The sequence below is a fragment of the Streptomyces vinaceus genome, from assembly GCF_008704935.1.
Classification (GTDB): domain Bacteria; phylum Actinomycetota; class Actinomycetes; order Streptomycetales; family Streptomycetaceae; genus Streptomyces; species Streptomyces vinaceus.
The window spans coordinates 2,385,218-2,404,653 of the sequence record NZ_CP023692.1; the positions used below are offsets into that span (position 1 = coordinate 2,385,218).

At 71.9% G+C, this 19,436-nt stretch carries 15 protein-coding genes; 7 read left to right on the forward strand and 8 right to left on the reverse strand.

Annotated features, from left to right (window positions below; translation table 11 throughout):
• The first annotated feature begins 77 nt into the window (after window positions 1-77).
• Both CP980_RS10325 and glgB read left to right on the forward strand, forming a co-directional pair.
• Complete coding sequence (locus tag CP980_RS10325) at window positions 78-1,544, forward strand: maltokinase N-terminal cap-like domain-containing protein (RefSeq protein ID WP_132756857.1); 1,467 nt, start codon at window positions 78-80, stop codon at window positions 1,542-1,544.
• Window positions 1,541-3,832 carry a 1,4-alpha-glucan branching enzyme gene (glgB, locus tag CP980_RS10330; RefSeq protein WP_229906913.1) on the forward strand — a complete coding sequence of 764 codons (2,292 nt, stop codon included), beginning with the start codon at window positions 1,541-1,543 and terminating at the stop codon, window positions 3,830-3,832. Before CP980_RS10325 ends, glgB begins: the two co-directional genes overlap by 4 nt.
• On the opposite strand, the gene trxA is transcribed toward glgB, so the two are convergent.
• Both trxA and CP980_RS10340 read right to left on the reverse strand, forming a co-directional pair.
• Window positions 3,822-4,187 (reverse strand): thioredoxin, encoded by a 366-nt coding sequence (gene trxA, locus CP980_RS10335; RefSeq protein ID WP_099889397.1) that lies wholly within the window; start codon window positions 4,185-4,187, stop codon window positions 3,822-3,824. The genes glgB and trxA overlap by 11 nt on opposite strands.
• A 27-nt stretch (window positions 4,188-4,214) precedes the next feature.
• Complete coding sequence (locus tag CP980_RS10340) at window positions 4,215-4,634, reverse strand: MerR family transcriptional regulator (RefSeq protein WP_123512482.1); 420 nt, start codon at window positions 4,632-4,634, stop codon at window positions 4,215-4,217.
• A 347-nt stretch (window positions 4,635-4,981) separates the two neighbouring features.
• Between CP980_RS10340 and CP980_RS10345 the strand changes: the two genes are divergently transcribed.
• The gene (locus CP980_RS10345) at window positions 4,982-5,668 is read left to right on the forward strand and encodes a helix-turn-helix domain-containing protein (protein WP_189998462.1); all 687 of its coding nucleotides are present in this window, start codon (window positions 4,982-4,984) and stop codon (window positions 5,666-5,668) included.
• Window positions 5,669-5,706: 38 nt separating this feature from the next.
• On the opposite strand, the gene CP980_RS10350 is transcribed toward CP980_RS10345, so the two are convergent.
• Window positions 5,707-7,725, reverse strand: a complete 2,019-nt coding sequence (locus CP980_RS10350) for a hypothetical protein (RefSeq protein WP_150528033.1) — start codon at window positions 7,723-7,725, stop codon at window positions 5,707-5,709.
• A 255-nt stretch (window positions 7,726-7,980) separates the two neighbouring features.
• A complete protein-coding gene (locus CP980_RS10355) occupies window positions 7,981-9,006 on the reverse strand; it encodes an ATP-dependent 6-phosphofructokinase (protein ID WP_099889401.1) in 1,026 nt (341 codons plus the stop codon).
• A gap of 345 nt (window positions 9,007-9,351) precedes the next feature.
• On the opposite strand from CP980_RS10355, the gene pta reads away from it, so the two are divergent.
• The 3 genes from pta (at window position 9,352) to pyk (ending at window position 14,221) form a co-directional block, all read left to right on the forward strand.
• The gene (gene pta, locus CP980_RS10360; RefSeq protein ID WP_132756851.1) at window positions 9,352-11,454 is read left to right on the forward strand and encodes a phosphate acetyltransferase; all 2,103 of its coding nucleotides are present in this window, start codon (window positions 9,352-9,354) and stop codon (window positions 11,452-11,454) included.
• 53 nt (window positions 11,455-11,507) lie between these two features.
• Window positions 11,508-12,725 carry an acetate kinase gene (locus CP980_RS10365; protein ID WP_132756849.1) on the forward strand — a complete coding sequence of 406 codons (1,218 nt, stop codon included), beginning with the start codon at window positions 11,508-11,510 and terminating at the stop codon, window positions 12,723-12,725.
• A gap of 62 nt (window positions 12,726-12,787) precedes the next feature.
• Entirely contained in the window at window positions 12,788-14,221 is a 1,434-nt protein-coding gene (gene pyk / locus CP980_RS10370) for a pyruvate kinase (protein WP_132756848.1), read from the forward strand.
• A gap of 134 nt (window positions 14,222-14,355) precedes the next feature.
• Here pyk and CP980_RS10375 read toward each other — a convergent pair whose 3' ends face one another.
• The 4 genes from CP980_RS10375 to CP980_RS36365 form a co-directional block, all read right to left on the reverse strand.
• Window positions 14,356-15,654 carry a hypothetical protein gene (locus CP980_RS10375; RefSeq protein ID WP_150528034.1) on the reverse strand — a complete coding sequence of 433 codons (1,299 nt, stop codon included), beginning with the start codon at window positions 15,652-15,654 and terminating at the stop codon, window positions 14,356-14,358.
• Window positions 15,644-16,201, reverse strand: a complete 558-nt coding sequence (locus CP980_RS10380; RefSeq protein ID WP_132756842.1) for a DUF6114 domain-containing protein — start codon at window positions 16,199-16,201, stop codon at window positions 15,644-15,646. Before CP980_RS10380 ends, CP980_RS10375 begins: the two co-directional genes overlap by 11 nt.
• A gap of 107 nt (window positions 16,202-16,308) precedes the next feature.
• Complete coding sequence (locus CP980_RS10385) at window positions 16,309-16,959, reverse strand: DUF6230 family protein (RefSeq protein ID WP_132756840.1); 651 nt, start codon at window positions 16,957-16,959, stop codon at window positions 16,309-16,311.
• A gap of 572 nt (window positions 16,960-17,531) precedes the next feature.
• On the reverse strand, window positions 17,532-18,539 hold the full coding sequence (locus CP980_RS36365; protein WP_150528035.1) for a tetratricopeptide repeat protein: 1,008 nt from the start codon (window positions 18,537-18,539) through the stop codon (window positions 17,532-17,534).
• A 240-nt stretch (window positions 18,540-18,779) separates the two neighbouring features.
• Between CP980_RS36365 and CP980_RS10395 the strand changes: the two genes are divergently transcribed.
• A complete protein-coding gene (locus CP980_RS10395; protein ID WP_099895363.1) occupies window positions 18,780-19,415 on the forward strand; it encodes a TetR/AcrR family transcriptional regulator in 636 nt (211 codons plus the stop codon).
• Window positions 19,416-19,436 lie beyond the last annotated feature (21 nt).

Here is a 19,436-nt window from a genome sequence, read left to right on the forward strand (position 1 = left end):
CACCACCGGAGAAGCAACTGACGCGATCCGGGACACTCTCCGCATTCTGTGACGGCCCGGGGAAAGGACGCGACGCCATGTCGGAGGCTGCATCCACCGGGACGACGAGCACGACCGGACTCAGTCCGCTGGAGCCGATGCTCCGGGACTGGCTGCCGCTCCAGCGCTGGTTCGCCGGCAAGGGCCGGCGCATCGGCCGGCTCCGGATGATCTCGGCGGCCGATCTGCTGCCGCCGGGGTCCTCCCCCAGACTCGTCCACCTCCTCCTGGACGTGGACGGCGACTGCTACCAGCTGCTGCTGGGCATGCGCCCGGCGCTGCCGCCGGCCCTGGCGCCCGCGCTGATCGGACGGCCCGAGCAGGGCCCGTACGCCGGCCAGTGCGTGTACGAGGGACTGGGCGATCCGCGGCTGGCGGCGCTGCTGCTGGAACGGTTGCGCGCTCCCGGGACGCTGGGCCCGCTGCGCTTCGACCGGGATCCGATGGCGCTGATCCCGGCGGCGCTCACGCCCCGGCCGCTGTCCGGGGAGCAGACCAACTCCTCGATGATCTACGGGGATTCGTACATCCTCAAGGTGTTCCGGCGGGTCGGCCCCGGGGTCAATCCGGACCTGGAGCTGCCCAGGGCGCTGGCCGCGGCCGGGTGCGCGCGGGTCCCCGCCCCGGTCGCCTGGTACGAGGCCGCGCTGCCCGGCGGAGAACCGTTGACCCTGGGCGTGCTCCAGCCCTATCTGCGCGGCTCCGACGACGGCTGGCAGCTCGCGCTCGGCCGACTGAGGGCCGGGGCCGACTTCACCGCGGAGGCGCACGCGCTGGGCCGGGCCACCGCCGAGGTGCACAGCGCGCTCGCCACCGCCCTGCCGACCGTCGCGCTGGGGCCCGAGCAGACCGCGCGGCTCGCCTCCGGGATGACGGCCCGGCTGGCGGCCACCGCCCGCGAGGTGCCCGCGCTGCGGCCGTACGAGGCGGGGCTGCGCGGGGCGTTCGACGCCCTGGCCGCCTCCCGCGGGGCCGGGGTGCCCGCCCAGCGGATCCACGGGGACCTGCACCTGGGCCAGACCCTGCGCACCAGCGACGGCAGCTGGGCGCTGATCGACTTCGAGGGTGAGCCGGCCCGGCCGCTGGCCGACCGGCGCCGCCCCGAACCCGCCGTCCGCGACATCGCCGGGATACTGCGCTCGTTCGACTACGCGGCCCGTTCCCACCGCCCGTTCGCCCCCGCCTGGGCGGACGCCTGCCGGGCGGCGTTCTGCGAGGGCTACGCCCGCACCACCGGCCGCGACCCGCGCGAGGACCCCGTCCTGCTGCGCGCGTACGAGACCGACAAGGCGGTGTACGAGGCGCGCTACGAGTCCCGGCACCGCCCCGACTGGCTGCACGTCCCGATGGCGGCCATCCGGAGGCTGGCCGCCGGCGCGGACCGGGGATTCGGCCGGGCCCAGCCGGGCGCCGCCTCCCCGGGCGCCGGGCCCGCCCCCGGCGAAGGCTTCCCCTCCCTCTCCCCGCACCCCCGCCCGCAGCCGCCTAGGAGGCCGCACACGTGAGCCCCGCCCGTCAGTCACCCTCGACCACCCCGCCGCCCCCGGCCGCCGCGGCCCCGGCGGCGGCCCCGGCCGCGCGCAAGAGCACGCCGCCGCGCGCCCGGAAGGCGCCCCCCGGGGTCCGGCCCGCGCCCGCGCTCGGCGCCGAGGACCGGGCCCGGCTGCTGGAGGGCCGCCACCACGACCCCCACGGGGTGCTGGGGGCCCGGACCCAGCGGGGCGGGGTCGCCATCCGCGTGCTGCGCCCGTACGCCAAGGCGGTCACGATCGTCGCCAAGGGGCTGCGGACCCAGCTCCACGACGACGGCGACGGGCTGTTCTCGGGGCTGCTGCCGCTGACCGGGGTACCGGACTACCGGCTGCTGGTCGCGTACGACGAGGACGAGATCGAGGTCCACGACCCGTACCGGTTCCTGCCCGCGCTCGGCGAGCTGGACCTGCACCTGATCGGCGAGGGCCGGCACGAGGAGCTGTGGACGGCGCTCGGCGCCCGGCCGATGGAGCACCAGGGCGTGGCCGGCACCCGCTTCACGGTGTGGGCGCCGAACGCCCAGGGGGTCCGGGTCACGGGGGACTTCTCGTACTGGGACTCCGTCGCCCAACCCATGCGCTCGCTCGGCGCGAGCGGGGTGTGGGAGCTGTTCCTGCCGGGGGTGGGCGAGGGAGCGCTCTACAAGTACGACATCACGCGGCCGGACGGCAGCCACACCCTGCGCGCCGACCCGATGGCCCGCGCGGCGGAGGTCCCGCCGGCCACCGCCTCGGTCGTCACCGCGTCCCACCACACGTGGCAGGACGCGGAGTGGATGGCGCGGCGCGGGGCCCGTCCGGCGCACGAGGCCCCCTTCTCGGTGTACGAGCTGCACCTGGCCTCCTGGCGGCCGGGGCTCTCGTACCGGCAGCTGGCCGAACAGCTGCCCCCGTACGTCAAGGAGCTGGGCTTCACGCACGTGGAGCTGATGCCGGTCGCCGAGCACCCCTTCGGCGGATCGTGGGGCTACCAGGTCACCGGGTACTACGCGCCGACCTCGCGGATGGGCGGTCCGGACGACTTCCGGTTCCTGGTGGACGCTCTGCACCGGGCCGGGATCGGGGTGATCGTCGACTGGGTGCCGGCGCACTTCCCGCGCGACGAGTGGGCGCTCGCGGAGTTCGACGGACGGCCGCTGTACGAGCACCACGACCCGCGGCGGGCCGCGCACCCGGACTGGGGGACGCTGGAGTTCGACTACGGCCGCAAGGAGGTCCGCAACTTCCTCGTCGCCAACGCCGTGTACTGGTGCGAGGAGTTCCACGTGGACGGCCTGCGGGTGGACGCGGTGGCCTCGATGCTCTACCTGGACTACTCGCGCGGCGAGGGCGAGTGGGCGCCCAACGAGCACGGCGGCCGGGAGAACCTGGACGCGGTGGCGCTGCTCCAGGAGATGAACGCGACGGTGTACCGGCGCTGTCCGGGCGTGGTGACGATCGCGGAGGAGTCCACGGCCTGGACGGGCGTGACCCGGCCGACGGACGCCGGCGGGCTCGGCTTCGGGCTGAAGTGGAACATGGGCTGGATGCACGACACGCTGCGCTACGCGTCGAAGGACCCGGTGCACCGCAAGTACCACCACCACGACATGACCTTCGGGATGATCTACGCGTACAGCGAGAACTACGTGCTGCCGATCTCGCACGACGAGGTGGTGCACGGCAAGGGCTCGCTGGTGTCGAAGATGCCCGGGGACTGGTGGCAGCAGCGGGCCATACACCGTGCGTACCTGGGCTTCATGTGGGCCCACCCCGGCAAGCAACTGCTCTTCATGGGACAGGAGTTCGCGCAGGGTGCGGAGTGGTCGGAGGCGCACGGGCCGGACTGGTGGCTGCTGGACTCCTCGTACTCGGCGGCCGGCGACCACCGGGGCGTGCGCGACCTCGTGCGCGACCTGAACCGCACGTACACGGCGGCGCCCGCGCTGTGGGAGCGGGACACGGTGCCGGAGGGCTTCGCGTGGGTGGAGGCGGACGCGGCGGAGGACAACGTCTTCGCGTTCCTGCGGTACGCGAAGGACGGCTCGCCGCTCTTGTGCGTGTCGAACTTCTCGCCGGTGGTGCGGCACGACTACCGGATCGGCGTCCCGGAGGAGGTCCCGTGGTGGCGGGAGGTCCTGAACACGGACTCAAAGGAGTACGGCGGCAGCGGGGTGCGCCATCCGCAGCCCCTGCGGCCCGAGCCCGTGCCCGCGCAGGGCCGCCCGGCGAGTCTGCGGATGACGCTGCCGCCGCTGGCGACGCTCTGGTTCAGGCCGTGACGGTGGTGGGGCGGACGGCGCCGGTGACCTCTTCGAGCTCCTGAAGGAGCTTGCGCTTGGCGCGGGCCCCGACCATCTGCTTGACGGGCTCGCCGCCCTGGAAGACGAGCAGGGTCGGCATGGACAGCACCCCGTACCGGGCGACGGTGGCGGGGTTGCGGTCCGCGTCGATCTGCACGACCTTGAGGCGCTCGGCCTCCTCGGCGGCGACGGCGGAGATCACGGGTGCGATCTGCCGGCACGGGCCGCACCAGTCGGCGGTGAACTCCACGAGGACGGGCCGCCCCCGCTCGGCGAGCACCTGCGCCTCGAAGTCCTGGTCGGTCACCTCGGCGACACCCTGGGCGTGGATCATGTGGTTCCCCTCTCGTGTGGTCAGGTCCTACGGCCGGTCCTGCGGCCGGTCCTGCGGTCCGGTCATTTCGCAGCGCGGCGACGCCGCCTCCCCGGCGGCGTCCTCGGCGGCGGCGAGCTGCCGCGCGACCTGCTCCCGTACGTCGGCCAGCTGGCCGATCAGCCCGTCGAGCTCGGCCAGCTTGCGCCGGTAGACGGCCAGGGACGCGGGACAGGAGTCCCCGGCGGGATGGCCGGCGCGCAGGCAGTCGACGAACGGGCGGGTCTCCTCCAGCTCGAAGCCGAAGTCCTGGAGCATCCGGATCTGGCGCAGCAGCCGCAGGTCGTCCTCGTCGTACGTGCGGTAGCCGTTGCCGGCGCGCCGCGCGGGCAGCAGTCCGCGCGACTCGTAGTACCGCAGGGTCCGCGTGCTGGTCCCGGCCCGCTCCGCCAGTTCGCCGATTCGCATGTCCCGACCGTAATCCTTGACGCCGAGGTCAAGGCAAGGCGCGGATCCGGGGTGCGGGGCGGGGCCCTCGCCACCCCCGTGAGCGAGGGCCCCCCACCTGGATCACGGGCAGGGCGGGAGGCCGGTTCAGGAGAGGGTGCGGGGGATCGGTGAACATCGTGCGCAGGGGTACCGCGCGGTCGGCCGGGACCGTACGCTGGGAAATGGATCTAGCATCGGTCCGATTACCGGACGGTCGCCGGGAAACCGACCCACAGCGTTGAACTCCCTAGGACGTTCCTACGAGTTCTGGGCTTGTTTGAACGGTCTGTAGTCGCCACCCCTTGGGCACTCCTACGGTGTGCCCTGTGCACTCCAGCCCTCCCTTCAATGCCCCCGCCGCGCGTCGCCTCCGCGCAGCCCTGGGCATGGCTCCCGGTCATGTCGCCTATGGCCTGCGCGCCCAGTACGGACTGATCGTCGAGCCCGAGACCGTGATGGCCTGGGAGCGCGGTGAGATATCCCCGAGTTCCGCCGAGCTCACGGCGCTGGCCGGCGTCCTGTGGTGCGCCCCCGGCGAACTGCTCGCCGAGCCCGTGACCCTGCGGGAGCACCGGATGGCCCGGGGCATGGCCGCCGACGAGCTGGCCCGGCGGATCGGGATGGAGACGGCCGCGTACCAGAAGATGGAGGACACGGGGCGCTGGAAGGGCAACGAACGGCAGTCCGTGGCCCTGGCGCAGGTGCTCGGGCTGTCGCTGGCCCAGTTCGTGGCGGCCACCGGCAAGCAGGACGAGCTCGCCGAGCTGCTGCGCAACGCGGTGACCACGCGCTGGCAGGCGTACGTGAAGCCGCTGGCCAAGCTGCTGCCGGTGCCGAAGCAGCACCTGGAGCCGGTCTTGGAGCGGCTCCACGGGGACTACCAGTCGAAGATGGTGGCCACCTTGAGCTGGGGCAGCGCCTCGGGCGAGGCCGGCACGGGCGACGCGGGCCGCCAGTTCCTGGCCGACATCGTGGCCCACTTCTGGTCCTACGCCGTCGGCCCCCGCCAGTGACCTGACCCGGGGCCCCGCCGTGGTCCGCAGGCCCCGGCCTACGTCAGCGGTGCGTACACCACGGTCGCGGCGCTGCCCGCGCTGCCGAGGTCCTGCCTGAGCCGGTCGGCCGTCCTGCGGTCTCCCACCAGGACGGTCGGCGGGGTCGGGCAGGACGCGATCGCGCTCTTGAGCCGGCCCAGCGAGGCCTGGTACTCCTTCTCGTCGACGGCGGCCGGGCCGCCGATCTTGACGTAGAAGACCTCGTAGAGCCCGACCATGGTGCCCGCCTGGTGCGTGAGGATCTGGGCGAGGAACGTCGACTTCAGGTTGAGGTACGCGTCGCTGCTGTAGAGGGCGATCACCGGGGAGGTGACGCCCTTCAGGTCGCGTCGGGTCAGGGCGTTCGCCGGCGGGCCGATGTCGGACTTGGCCTCGCCCCTGCCCCACTTCACCATCGGGCTGTCGTACCAGGCGGAGGGGTGGCCCCAGCCGGACGGGACGCCCCACTGGACGTTGCCGAACAGGGCGAGCGCGGCGGCCGTCGCCACGCCGGAGCGCAGCAGCAGGCCGGTCCGCCGGCGCAGCCGGGAGCCGCTCGTGGGGGAGGCGGGCTGGAGCATCAGGCCGATCACGCCCAGCGAGATCAGGGCGATCACCAGGCCGGCGGCGGTCAGCTTCTCGAAGTAGTACGAGTAGTAGCCGATGGTGAGTTTCTGCCAGGCACCGAAGACGCCGATCACGGCGGTACCGCCCAGGACCAGGGCCAGGACCATCTGCCCGGTGCCGGTCCTGCGGTTCACCGGCAGGGACGCGGCCGCCAGGGCCAGCAGCCCGCAGCCGATGAAGACCGGGCGGTCGGGGATGACCATCGGTCCGGCCAGGTTCGAGGTCTTGGCGACGTCCAGCTTGGTCAGGACCGAGAAGACGCTGGGCAGCCCCGCGATCAGGGTGCCGGCCGCCAGGGCGCCGATGACCAGGCGGCGGCGCGGGGCGAAGCGCCGCCGGTGGACGACCAGGACCGCGGCCAGGGTGAGGCCGACGAGGACGCCGTAGAGGTTGTAGACGAAGGTGACCGAGACCAGAGCGGCCACCGCGACGAGTACGAACTCGGCCCGGCCCATCGCCGGCCGCACGAGCAGCGCCAGGGCGACGGCCAGGAACAGCAGGCCGATGGTCTCGGAGTCGAATCCCCGCTCGACCAGTTGCGCCATCGAGCCGGACATCATCACGGCCGTGACGGTCGCGCAGACCGCCGCCGTGCGCCAGCCGCGCAGGCGCGGGCCGCCGATCCAGCGGGCCGCCCAGACGAGGGCCCCGCAGAAGAGCGCGTAGGCCGCCAGGACGTACAGGAGGTAGCGGTGCGTCATGTCGAGGGCGGAGCCGCCGTCGGTCGAGGACTTGACCAGGACGTCGATCCAGACCAGCAGGAAGTGCGAGCCCTGCGGGTAGACCGCCTCGGCCGGGGTCATCATGAACGCCTTGGCCGCCTCCTGGTGGAGGAAGGCGTAGCCGCCGACGTGGTGGATGCCGTCGAAGTACGAGAAGTGTCCGAGCCGGTCCTCGGAGGTGACGAAGTACGCCAGCCGGTCGGCGGCCGATTTCCCGGCCACCGGGTGGTGGAGGTAGCGCCAGACCACGGCCACGGTGCCGAGCACGAGGGCGTCCGAGCCGCGCAGGCGCAGCGGTATGTGCGGCCTGCGGCCGGCGAGCCAGCCCGAGACGGACAGGACGGTCAGCAGGAGTCCCGTTCCGGGGACGGGGGCCAGGCCCCACGGCCAGACGGAGAAGAGGAGGCCGAAGGCCATCACCGCGCCGCACAGGAGGAAGGAGGCGACCACCAGGCGGTCGAGGAGCCCTCCGCCCACGCGGATCAGGGAGGCGATCGCGAGCACCAGGACGGGGATGAGCACCACGTCCAGGGAGAGCGTGTGGAGCAGGAGCGGCAGCGCCCAGGACAGGGCCACGGCTGCGCCGAGGACGGGCCACCGCCTCCCGCCGCCGGCCGGGCCTTCGGCCGGGCTCGGCGGCCGGGTACCGGCGGGCTTGCTGGTCGGAACGGCAGAGCGGGTGGCCACGGGAGACGGGCACCTTCCATCGAGCGGTCGGAACGGATGACGGGGCCGGACACAACGGCCCGATCCGTCCACGCGACTCGGCCACCCACCCCAACCCCCAGGGCGGAAATCATATCCGCCGGGTGCGAGCGCGGGAGAAAGCCCCGGAGAGCGGATCTCCGGGGCGGAACGCCGCGGGGGCGAAGGGGGCTTCCGGCTCCGCGATTCGGGCCGGAGGTCCCGCCGGGGCGGGACGAAGGGCCTGCGGCCGGCGGGTCAGAAGACCGATTCGGCCTCGTACATGCGGTCGTCCGGGACCGTCTTCAGCTCGGTGACGGCGTGGGCCAGCGGGGCCATCACGATGTCGGTGCCGCGCAGGGCGGTCATGTTGCCGAAGTCGCCGCGGTGGACGGCCTCCACCGCGTGCCATCCGAAGCGGGTGGCGAGGACGCGGTCGTAGGCGGTGGGGACGCCGCCGCGCTGGACGTGGCCGAGGATGACCGGGCGGGCCTCCTTGCCGAGGCGGTGCTCCAGCTCGACGGCCAGGCGGTTGCCGATGCCGGCGAAGCGCTCGTGGCCGTACTGGTCGATGGCGCCCTTCTCGTACGGCATGGAGCCCTCGGCCGGGTGCGCGCCCTCGGCGACGCAGATGACGGCGAACTTCTTCCCCCGCGCGAAACGTTCCTCCACCATCTTCACCAGGGCGTCCACCTCGAAGGGGCGCTCCGGCAGGCAGATCCCGTGCGCGCCGCCGGCCATGCCGGACTCCAGGGCGATCCAGCCCGCGTGCCGGCCCATGACCTCGACGACCATGACGCGCTGGTGCGATTCGGCGGTGGTCTTGAGGCGGTCGATGGCCTCGGTGGCGACCATGACGGCGGTGTCGAAGCCGAAGGTGCGGTCGGTGGAGGAGATGTCGTTGTCGATGGTCTTCGGCACGCCGACGACCGGCATCCCGGCGTCCGACAGCATCCGGGCGGCGGTCAGGGTGCCCTCGCCGCCGATCGGGATGAGCGCGTCGATGCCGTAGCGGGTGGCCAATTCCTGGGCGTTCTCGGCGGCTTCGTGCAGCCGCGCGCGCTCCATGCGGGCCGAGCCGAGGATCGTGCCGCCGCGGGCGAGGATGCCGCTGACGGCGTTGATGTCGAGGGGGCGGTGGTGGCCGTCCAGGAGGCCCTTGAAGCCGTCCTCGAAGCCGATGACTTCGTCGCCGTGACCGACCACGGCGCGGTGCACGACCGAACGGATGACAGCGTTCAGGCCCGGGCAGTCGCCGCCTGCGGTGAGAACTCCGATACGCATCGTGCTGTGTCTCCTGCTCCTGGTCGTACCGGGCCGTACGCGTGCGGGCGGACGGCCGTACATCTGAAGGGCGCCGTGGTCGTCATGTCGTGGTCGTCATGCGTGGTCGTCATGGTGAGGCGTGTCCGATTGTTCCACGGGCCCGGGGTGCGGCGCTGTGTGCCGTGCTCCGCCCACGAGGCCTTTCGGCCCCCGCGGACAGGCCTTTCCCGGCGGGCGCCCTATCTGGCCGCCGAGGTATTGTCAAGAGGTCAGGCCCACCCTAACGGGAAAAACCACCACATCCACTACATCCACTGCATCTACGGCATTCACGACATCCACATGATGGGACGGAGACCACGCGTGACGCGCAGCGTGTACGTGACCGGTATCGAGCGGGGGGACGGCCGCCAGGTCGTCGAGCTGGGGATCATGGAGCTGCTGACCCGCCAGACGGCGCGGGTCGGCGTCTACCGGCCGTTGCTCCACGACGGACCGGACCGGCTCTTCGACCTCCTGAAGGCCCGCTACCGGATCGACCAGGACGCCCGGGCGGCGTACGGCATGGAGTACCACGAGGCCTCCGCCATCCTGGCCGAGAAGGGTACCGACGAGCTCGTGTCCCAGCTGGTGGACGGCTACCACCGGGTGGCCCGCGACTACGAGGTCATGCTCGTCCTGGGCACCGACTACGCCGAGACGAACCTCCCCGACGAACTGGCGCTCAACGCCCGTCTCGCCAACGAACTGGGGGCCGTCGTGGTGCCCGTCGTGGGCGGCACCAAGCACCCCGCCGAGGCGGTGCGCGCAGAGGCCCAGAGCGCCTTCCGCGCGTACGAGAGCCTCGGCTGCCACGTCGTCGCGATGGTGGTCAACCGGGTGGCCGCCGAGGACCGGGACGCCATAGCCGAGCGGCTGGCCGCCCGGCTGCCCGTGCCCTGCTACGTGCTGCCGGACGACAAGTCGCTCTCCGCCCCGACCGTCGCCCAGATCACCCGGGCACTCGGCGCCGAGGTGCTCCTCGGCGACGACGCCGGGCTGGCCCGCGACGCCGTGGACTTCGTCTTCGGCGGCGCCATGCTGCCGAACTTCCTGGGCGCCCTGACGCCCGGTTGCCTGGTGGTCACCCCCGGGGACCGCGCCGACCTGGTCATCGGGGCGCTGGCCGCGCACGCCTCGGGCACCCCGCCGATCGCCGGCGTGCTGCTGACCCTGAACGAGCGACCGGGCCCGGACATCCTGACCCTGGCCTCGAAGCTGGCGCCGGGCACGCCCGTCGTCTCGGTGGCCGGCAACAGCTTCCCGACGGCCGCCGAACTGTTCTCGCTGCAGAGCCGCTTGAACTCCGCGACCCCGCGCAAGCTGGAGACCGCCCTCGGCCTGTTCGAGCGGCACGTGGACACCGCCGAGCTGCGCGGGCTGCTGTCGGTGGCCCGCTCCGAGCGGGTCACGCCGATGATGTTCGAGCACGAGCTGCTGGAGCGGGCCCGCTCCGAACGCCGCCGCGTGGTGCTCCCCGAGGGCACCGAGGAGCGCGTGCTGCGGGCCGCGGACGTGGTGCTGCGCCGCGGGGTCTGCGACCTGACCCTGCTGGGCGAGGAGCAGGCGATCCTGAAGAAGGCCGCCGACCTGGGCATCGACATCTCCGGCGCGCAGCTCATCGACCCGGCGGCCTCCCCGCTGCGGGAACGGTTCGCCGAGTACTACGCGCAGGCCCGCGCCCACAAGGGCATGACCGTCGAACTGGCCCTCGACGTGGTCACCGACGTGAACTACTTCGGCACGCTGATGGTCCAGGAGGGCCTGGCCGACGGCATGGTCTCGGGCTCGGTGCACTCCACCGCCGCGACGATCCGGCCCGCCTTCGAGATCATCAAGACGAAGCCGGACGCCTCCATCGTGTCGTCGGTCTTCTTCATGTGCCTGGCCGACCGGGTCCTCGTCTACGGGGACTGCGCGGTCAACCCGGACCCCGGCGCCGAGCAGCTCGCCGACATCGCCGTGCAGTCGGCGGCGACCGCGGCCGCCTTCGGGGTCGAGCCGCGGATCGCGATGCTCTCGTACTCGACCGGCACCTCGGGCAGCGGCGCGGACGTGGACAAGGTCCGCAAGGCCACCGGGATCGTCCGCGACCAGCGCCCCGATCTGCTGATCGAGGGGCCGATCCAGTACGACGCCGCCGTCGAGCCCTCGGTCGCCGCGACCAAGCTGCCCGGGTCGGAGGTGGCCGGCCGCGCGAGCGTGCTGATCTTCCCCGACCTCAACACGGGCAACAACACGTACAAGGCCGTGCAGCGCTCGGCGGGCGCCGTCGCGGTCGGACCGGTGCTCCAGGGCCTGCGCAAGCCGGTCAACGACCTCTCGCGCGGCGCGCTGGTGCAGGACATCGTCACCACCGTGGCGATCACCGCGATCCAGGCGCAGGGCGCGCACGGCGCCCGGCCCGTGCAGGCCCCGACCGCCTGACCCCCCGTACCGCCTCCCCCGGTCCCCCCGCTTCCGAAGGAAAGACGCCCAACGTGACCACCGCATCGCGCGTACTCGTCCTCAACTCCGGCTCCTCGTCGGTGAAGTACCAGCTGCTCGACATGGCGGACTCCGCCCGCCTGGCCGCAGGCCTGGTGGAGCGGATCGGGGAGGAGACCTCGCGCCTCGTGCACGAGCCGCTCACCGGTCCGGGCGCGGGCGGCGGAAAGCGCGAGCGGCTCGGGGCGATCGCGGACCACGCGGCCGCGCTCCGGGTCGTGGCGGCCGAGCTCGCCGCCGACGGGCTGGGCCTGGACTCCCCCGAACTGGCGGCGGTCGGGCACCGGGTGGTGCACGGCGGGACCCGCTTCACGCAGCCGACGGTGATCGACGACGAGGTGCTGGCGGAGATCCGGAGCCTGATCCCGCTCGCCCCGCTGCACAACCCGGCGAACGTGACCGGCATCGAGGTGGCCCGTTCGCTGCGCGCGGACCTCCCGCAGGTGGCGGTCTTCGACACGGCCTTCCACTCGACGATGCCGGAGCACGTGGCCCGGTACGCGATCGACGCCGCGACGGCGGAGAAGTACGCCATCCGGCGGTACGGGTTCCACGGCACCTCCCACGCGTACGTCTCGCGCGCGACGGCCGCGCTGCTCGGCCGGCCGGTGGAGGACGTGAACGTGATCGTGCTGCACCTGGGCAACGGGGCCTCGGCCTCGGCGGTCCGCGGCGGGGTGTGCGTGGAGACGTCGATGGGGCTGACCCCGCTGGAGGGTCTGGTCATGGGCACCCGTTCGGGCGACCTGGATCCGGCGGTCGTCTTCCACCTGGCGCGGGTGGGCGGCTTCTCGGTGGATGAGATCGATTCGCTCCTGAACAAGAAGAGCGGTCTGCTGGGCCTGTGCGGCGACAACGACATGCGCGAGGTGCTGCGGCGGGCGGGCGAGGGCGACGAGTCGGCGCGGCTCGCCTTCGCGGCGTACGTCCACCGCCTGAAGAAGTACATCGGTGCCTACTCGGCGGTGCTCGGCCGGGTGGACGCGGTGACGTTCACGGCGGGGGTCGGCGAGAACGCGCACCAGGTCCGGGAAGCTGCCGTCGACGGCCTCGCGGAGCTGGGGCTCGCGCTGGACCCGGAGGCCAACGCCGTGCGCTCTTCGCAGCCGCGGCTGGTGTCGCCGGACTACGCGCGGGTGGCGGTGGCCGTGGTTCCGACGGATGAGGAACTGGAGATCGCCACCCAGGCGTACGCCCTCGTTACTCGCTAGTCACTTGGACTTTCCACCAGACGGAATATTCCGCTACGAAACAAACCGATAGGATCCGCTCCATGCGCCGTTCCAAAATCGTCTGCACGCTGGGCCCCGCCGTCGACTCGTATGAGCAGCTGAAAGCACTCATCGAGGCAGGTATGAACGTGGCCCGATTCAACTTCAGCCACGGATCCCAGGCAGAACACCAGGAGCGGTACGACCGCGTCCGGAAGGTCTCCGAGGACACCGGGCGCGCGGTCGGCGTCCTCGCCGACCTCCAGGGCCCCAAGATCCGCCTGGAGACCTTCGCCGAGGGCCCCGTCGAGCTGGTGCGCGGTGACGAGTTCACCATCACCACCGAGGACGTCCCGGGCGACAAGTCCATCTGCGGCACCACCTACAAGGGCCTGCCGGGCGACGTCTCCAAGGGCGACCAGGTCCTGATCAACGACGGCAACGTCGAGCTCCGGGTGACCGAGGTCGAGGGCCCGCGGGTCAGGACCATCGTCGTCGAGGGCGGTGTCATCTCGGACCACAAGGGCATCAACCTGCCGGGTGCCGCCGTGAACGTCCCCGCCCTGTCGGAGAAGGACGTCGACGACCTGCGCTTCGCCCTGCGGATGGGCTGCGACATGGTCGCCCTGTCCTTCGTCCGCGACGCCAACGACGTCAAGGACGTCCACAAGGTCATGGACGAGGAGGGCCGCCGGGTCCCCGTCATCGCCAAGGTCGAGAAGCCGCAGGCCGTCGAGAACATGGCGGCCGTGGTCGACGCGTTCGACGCGGTCATGGTGGCCCGCGGCGACCTGGCCGTCGAGTACCCGCTCGAAAAGGTCCCGATGGTCCAGAAGCGGCTCATCGAGATGTGCCGCCGCAACGCCAAGCCGGTGATCGTCGCGACCCAGATGATGGAGTCGATGATCACCAACTCCCGCCCGACCCGCGCGGAGGCCTCCGACGTCGCCAACGCGATCCTCGACGGCGCGGACGCGGTCATGCTGTCGGCGGAGTCCTCGGTCGGCGCCTACCCGATCGAGACCGTCAAGACGATGTCGAAGATCGTCTCGGCGGCCGAGGAGGAGCTGCTGTCCAAGGGCCTGCAGCCGCTGGTCCCGGGCAAGAAGCCCCGTACGCAGGGCGGCTCCGTCGCCCGCGCGGCCTGCGAGATCGCGGACTTCCTCGACGGCAAGGCGCTCATCGCCTTCACGCAGTCCGGTGACACCGCCCGCCGGCTGTCGCGCTACCGCGTGGCCCAGCCGATCCTGGCCTTCACCACCGACGTCAACACCCGCAACCAGCTCACGCTGAGCTGGGGCGTCGAGTCCTACATCGTCCCGCACGTGGACACCACGGACGCGATGGTCGACCTCGTGGACGGCGAGCTGCTGAAGCTGGGCCGCCACAACGCCGGCGACACGATGGTCATCACCGCCGGCTCGCCCCCCGGCGTCCCGGGCACGACCAACATGGTCCGCGTCCACCACCTGGGCGGCCAGCAGCCCCAAGGCTGACCCGGCCCGGCGCGCCGCACCTCTGCCGCACAGAGACCGAGGGCGGCACCCCGAACCCGTCAGGGTTCCGGGGTGCCGCCCTCGGTGCGTCGTGCGTTGCGCGTCGTGCGTCGCACGGGGTGCGCGGTACGGGACTACTCCGGCGGGCCGACGTAGTTGTGGAGGCCCGGGACCGTGAGGGTGCCGCCGAACTGGCCGGCCTGGACGACCTTGACGTTCGAGAAGAACGCGAAGGGGACGTTCAGGGGCGGCGGGCTGTTCGGGGTGAACTCGATCGGGATCAGGCCGAAGAGGTTCCCCTTGAGGCTCTCGGTGTACATCGTCACCGTGCCGCCGCGGATCTTGGAGGTGGAGCCCGGGCGGGACTTCAGGTGGGCGACGTTCCCGCTCTTGCCGACCGTCTGGTAGAGGTCCTTGATGTCCAGCGAGTCCGCCGTGAACTTCAGGACCTTCTTCGTCTTGCCGCCCGCCGTTTTCACCTCGACTATGCCGTGGTAATCCAGGCCGTAGAGGGTCAGGAGCGAGCTGTCGAGGTACCAGGGCTCGTCCGGCAGGAGCGGGATGCCCGGCTCCAGTTCGGCGTCGGCCAGCGCCTTGGCGTCGTACGTCGGGCAGGGGAAGGGTTGCTTCCCGTCCGCGTCCTTCGTCTCGTCCGCCTTGCCCGTCTCGTCCTTCGGGGTCTTCTCGGTGTCCTTGACGTCCTCGGACAGTTCCTTGACGTCGACGCCGGCCTTCTTCGCGGCGTCCCTGATCGCGTCCGCGGCCGGGTCCGGCTCGGGATCCGTCTTCGGGTCCGGCTTCGGGTCGGGCTTGGGGTCCGTCTTCGGATCGGGCTTCGTCGTCGGCGCGGACTTGGTCGGCGTGGGCGTGGGCGTCGGGGTCGCCGACGGATGAGCGCCCAGGATCGGGGTCGTGATGCCGTCGACGATGCCCTTGACCTTGTCGCCGATGCCCAGCGGGTCCAGCGGGTTCGGGGTCTTGGACGGGGACGGCGCGGCGGCCGGCCCGGCGGGGGCCGAGGGGGCCGTCTGCTTCGACGCGGCGGAGGACTGCGCCGACTTGCCGGCGTCCGGCTTCGGGGCCGTCTTCGGCGCCTTCGACGCACCCGGCGAGGGGCTCGCGGAGGGCGAGGAACCCGGCGAGGGCGACGTGAACGCCGACGGGCTGGGAGAAGCCGACTCCGCGGGTTCGTCGGACCGCGTCACGCACGGGCCGGGCGCGAAGGGGATCTCCTCGTCGGCGAGCGCCAGCTTCGGCGCCATGCCCATCCCGACGAAGACCGCGGTCGGCATAGCCGCCAGCGCCATCGTCTTGCCGACGGGTATCTGGATCTTGTTCAGCAGCGACTTCCGTGGCGCGGCGTGCCGCGGACCCCTTCGTTCACGGGACTCTGCGCTCGGGGTCACGGCCCGCTGCGTCTCGTCACCCCGCACTGTTCCTCCCGCCATCGGCGTGGGCAGTCGTTTCTGTCGCGTAAGCCGTATCCGTCTCCGTGTCGCGGGGGCCGGGAACGCCCAGGGGACCGCCCCCGTACGCCTCCGCCTTGTCCGCCGCGGCGTCGCCCTGCGCACCGTTGGCCTTGCCCGGCGCCCACGACAGCGCGAGGGCTCCGCCGACCAGGGCGAACAGGAAGCCGAGGAAGAAGCCGCCCAGGTTGGACACCGGCAGGGAGACCAGGGCCAGCAGGATCGACGCCACACCGGCGAAGACCCGGATGCCCTGCTGGAACCAGAGGGCGAGGCCCAGGGTGATCAGCAGGACGCCGATGATCAGCGAGCCCGCGCCCGCGGTCGTCGCCATGGCGATGGTGACGTTGCCCAGCCGGAGGTCCGCGTACGGGAAGTACGCGATGGGAATGCCTCCGATGAGAGTGAAGAGGCCCGCCCAGAAGGGCCGGCCACCACTCCAGGCGTGGAAGCGGTAGTACACCGCGGTGAGCCATGCGTCGTCTGCGGCGCGAACCGGGGCCTGGGGGTTCATGGACAACAGCTCCCTGGAAACGGTGGTACGGAGAACTGGGGGAGCCCGGCGGGACGGGCGGCGGCCACGGCCGCCACCCGCCTCCACCGGTCACGCCCCGGGACGGACTACTTCTCGTCCTGGTAGCACGGCTGGTCGCCGCTGAGCAGGCGCAGCTTGAGGTCGGGCAGCGTGAAGGTGCCCGCCGTCGTCGCCCAGGCCTTCTGACGCACGTTGGTCAGAACGGCCTTCTTGGCGCGCTGCGAGAACAGCGCGCCGTTCGCCACCGTGCCGGCCTGCGGCGCGGTGGGGTGCTTGTCGTCGGCCGCGGCGCCGACCGCGACACCGATGTCCAGGTCGGTGAACGTGGCGTCGGTGTCGAGCTCGGCGACATCCAGGTAGATGTTGTCCGCGACGGCCGGCTTGCCCTTGTTGCCCGTACGCAGCTGCATCGTGACGTTGCCGAGGCCGGGAATCGGGGTCACCAGCGACTGGCACATGTTGGTGATCTCGGCGTGGCGGAACCCGGAGATGGTGACCGGGTGCGCCGCGTCCTTGCCGTCCAGGCCCTTGCCCTTGGCGACGCTGCCGTACTGGAGCAGGTCGTCACCGTCGAGCTTGTCGGCCGAGACCTTGAAGTCCTGGCCGGAGACGCTGAAGGACGCCGCGAGGGCACCCTGCGCCAGACCCACACCGACCGCGGCGGTGGCCGCGATGCTCGGCACCATGACGAGCGCGAAGCGCTTCCATCTGGTCCCGCCACGAACCTGAGAACTCATTATTCGTTCCTCCTTCTCGGACGTACATCTCCGGTCCGGGCCGTACCCGTCCTGGGATGGGAGAAGTGCTACGTCCTCGGGAAGGAGCGCAGGCGGCCGAAGCGCGGCCGAGCCGCGTCCGGTACACCGGCGTTCACCCCCGAGCGACAACCACTGGGTCACGCGTTCGCGCAACCAGGAGGACAGGCTCCGCCGGTGCGGCGAAGACCCCCCTGTCCAGCAGCCGGCACCCCTGGCACCGGCCGGCCCGGTGGGGACCCTCCGCCGCGGCTCCGATGAGCGGGACTGCGGGAAGGACCGAGCGTCGCCGATCGTGGTCCATTCCAGGCCGGGACACAAGGGGGTTCGTTACTGGCGGGTAACGGGAAGATAACCGGGCATCGACCCGGCGCCATCGGGCGACGACGCTGGGTGTCACCAAGGGCCACGACAGAGCGGTGGATTCACGAACACACCGGACAGTTCACGGGGTTCTATTTACTGCGAGTAACAGCAGCCGCAATTGCCAAGTTTTGGCAAAGTGCGGCTGCTGTTTATCTACGTGTCAACAAATCGTCGGGCGGGGATCGGGGCTAGAACAGCACCCGCGCGAGCGCCGTACGGGCCGCCGCCACCCGGGGGTCGTCGGCCCCGATGACCTCGAACAGCTCCAGCAGCCGGACCCGTACGGCGTCCCGGTCCGCACCCGCCGTCACCCGGACCGTGTCCACCAGGCGCCCGAAGGCGTCCTCCACGTGACCGCCGACCAGATCCAGGTCGGCCGCGGCGATCTGGGCCGCCGGGTCCTTCGGGTCCTCGGCCGCCGCGGTGCGCACGGCCTGCGGGTTCATGTCCTTGACCCGGGCGAGCAGCTCGGCCTGGGCCAGGCCCAGCTTGGCCTCGGTGTTGGCCGGATCGTCGGCCAGTACGTTCTTGTACGCCTGCACCGCTCCGCCCAGGTCACCGGCGTCCAGCGCGACGACGGCCGCTTCGAGCAGCGCGTCGTACGGGCCCGCCGGGGCCTCGTACGCAGCGTCGGCCGCGGTGCCCGCGGGGACGCCCTCGGCGTTCGGGTCCACCTCGATGCCGATGATGCCGAAGCGCTCCTCGGCGACCTGGACCAGCTGGGCGAGGGTCGCGCGGATCTCCTGCTCGGGCGCCATTCCCTGGAACAGCGGCAGCACCTGGCCCGCGACCACGGCGAACACGGCCGGAATGCCCTGGATGCCGAACTGCTGCATCAGCATCTGGTTGGAATCGACGTCGACCTTGGCCAGCAGGAGGCGGCCGTTCGCCTCGACCGTCAGGCGCTCCAGGAGCGGGCTGAGCTGCTTGCACGGCTCGCACCACTCGGCCCAGAAGTCCAGGACGACCGGGACCTCGGCGGAGAGCTGGAGGACGTCGCGTTCGAAGCCGGCCTCGTCGACGTCGATCACGAGCGCGGACGGCGGCACGGCACCGGCGGACGCGGGCGCGCCGCCCTGGGCGGCCTGCCGGGCCGCTTCGGCACGGGCCTGCTCGGCCTTCGCCTTGGCCTCGCCGGCCGCCTTCACCGCGGCGAGGTCGACGACGCCGCTCATGGACATGTTTCTGGGCTGCATGCGTACATCCTCCCCCGTGTGCGCGCGCCGACGAAAAAGATCGGCCGAAATGCCTTCTTGAGTACCCTCGGTGGTGCGGTGTTGGCGCCGGGTCCCCACCTGGCGCCGGTAGCTTCGCGTGGTCGTCGCTCTTACGCTACGAGCCGTAGCGTAACTGCCCGCGGCCCTTCGCGCCCCGTGATCTGAACCACAGCGTTGCGGGGCCCGCCGCTTTGGCTACCGACGGGTATGGTCTCGGCCATGCGCAACCCCAGCCCCCCGCCCGGACGCACCGGCCGCCCCGGCCGCCCCCGCAGCGCCGCCGCGGACGCCGCGATCCTCGCCGCGACGCGGGACGCGCTGGTCGAGCTGGGCTGGTCGAAGCTGACGATGGGGGACGTCTCCACCCGGGCCGGGGTCGCCAAGACCACCCTCTACCGCCGCTGGGCGGGCAAGAACGAGCTGGTCGTGGACGCCGTCGCGGAACTCTTCGACTCACTCGAACTCCCCGACCGCGGCTCCCTCGAAGCCGACATCGAGGACGTGGTCCTCCAGTTCGCGGCGCTGCTGCGCCGGCCGGAGGCCCGTACGGCCCTGATGGCGGTCGTCGCCGAGTCCACCCGCGACGAGGCCCTGCGCGACCGGATCCGGTCGGCGATCGTGGACCGGCAGAAACGTCTCGTCGTACTGGGTCGCGAACGGGCGCAGGCCCGCGGCGAACTCCCGTACGAGGAGGACGAGGAGCTCGCCTGCCGCACGACGGACCTGATCTTCGACGTGATCGCGGGCACGGTGGTGCACCGGGCCCTGGTCAGCTCCGAGCCGGTGGACGAGCTCTGGGTGGCCACCTTCACGGCCCTGCTGATGCACGGCCTCCGCGGCCCGGCCCACGCCTGACACGCCGGAGGCCGGCCGCGG

Excerpts from the sequence above, each read along its gene's own strand:
- CP980_RS36365 (WP_150528035.1), bottom strand. The coding sequence starts at position 18,539 with ATGCAGCCCAGAAACATGTCCATGAGCGGCGTCGTCGACCTCGCCGCG.
- pyk (WP_132756848.1), top strand. The coding sequence starts at position 12,788 with ATGCGCCGTTCCAAAATCGTCTGCACGCTGGGCCCCGCCGTCGACTCG.
- CP980_RS10325 (WP_132756857.1), top strand. The coding sequence starts at position 78 with ATGTCGGAGGCTGCATCCACCGGGACGACGAGCACGACCGGACTCAGT.
- CP980_RS10355 (WP_099889401.1), bottom strand. The coding sequence starts at position 9,006 with ATGCGTATCGGAGTTCTCACCGCAGGCGGCGACTGCCCGGGCCTGAAC.
- CP980_RS10385 (WP_132756840.1), bottom strand. The coding sequence starts at position 16,959 with ATGAGTTCTCAGGTTCGTGGCGGGACCAGATGGAAGCGCTTCGCGCTC.
- trxA (WP_099889397.1), bottom strand. The coding sequence starts at position 4,187 with ATGATCCACGCCCAGGGTGTCGCCGAGGTGACCGACCAGGACTTCGAG.
- CP980_RS10340 (WP_123512482.1), bottom strand. The coding sequence starts at position 4,634 with ATGCGAATCGGCGAACTGGCGGAGCGGGCCGGGACCAGCACGCGGACC.
- CP980_RS10380 (WP_132756842.1), bottom strand. The coding sequence starts at position 16,201 with ATGAACCCCCAGGCCCCGGTTCGCGCCGCAGACGACGCATGGCTCACC.
- CP980_RS10395 (WP_099895363.1), top strand. The coding sequence starts at position 18,780 with ATGCGCAACCCCAGCCCCCCGCCCGGACGCACCGGCCGCCCCGGCCGC.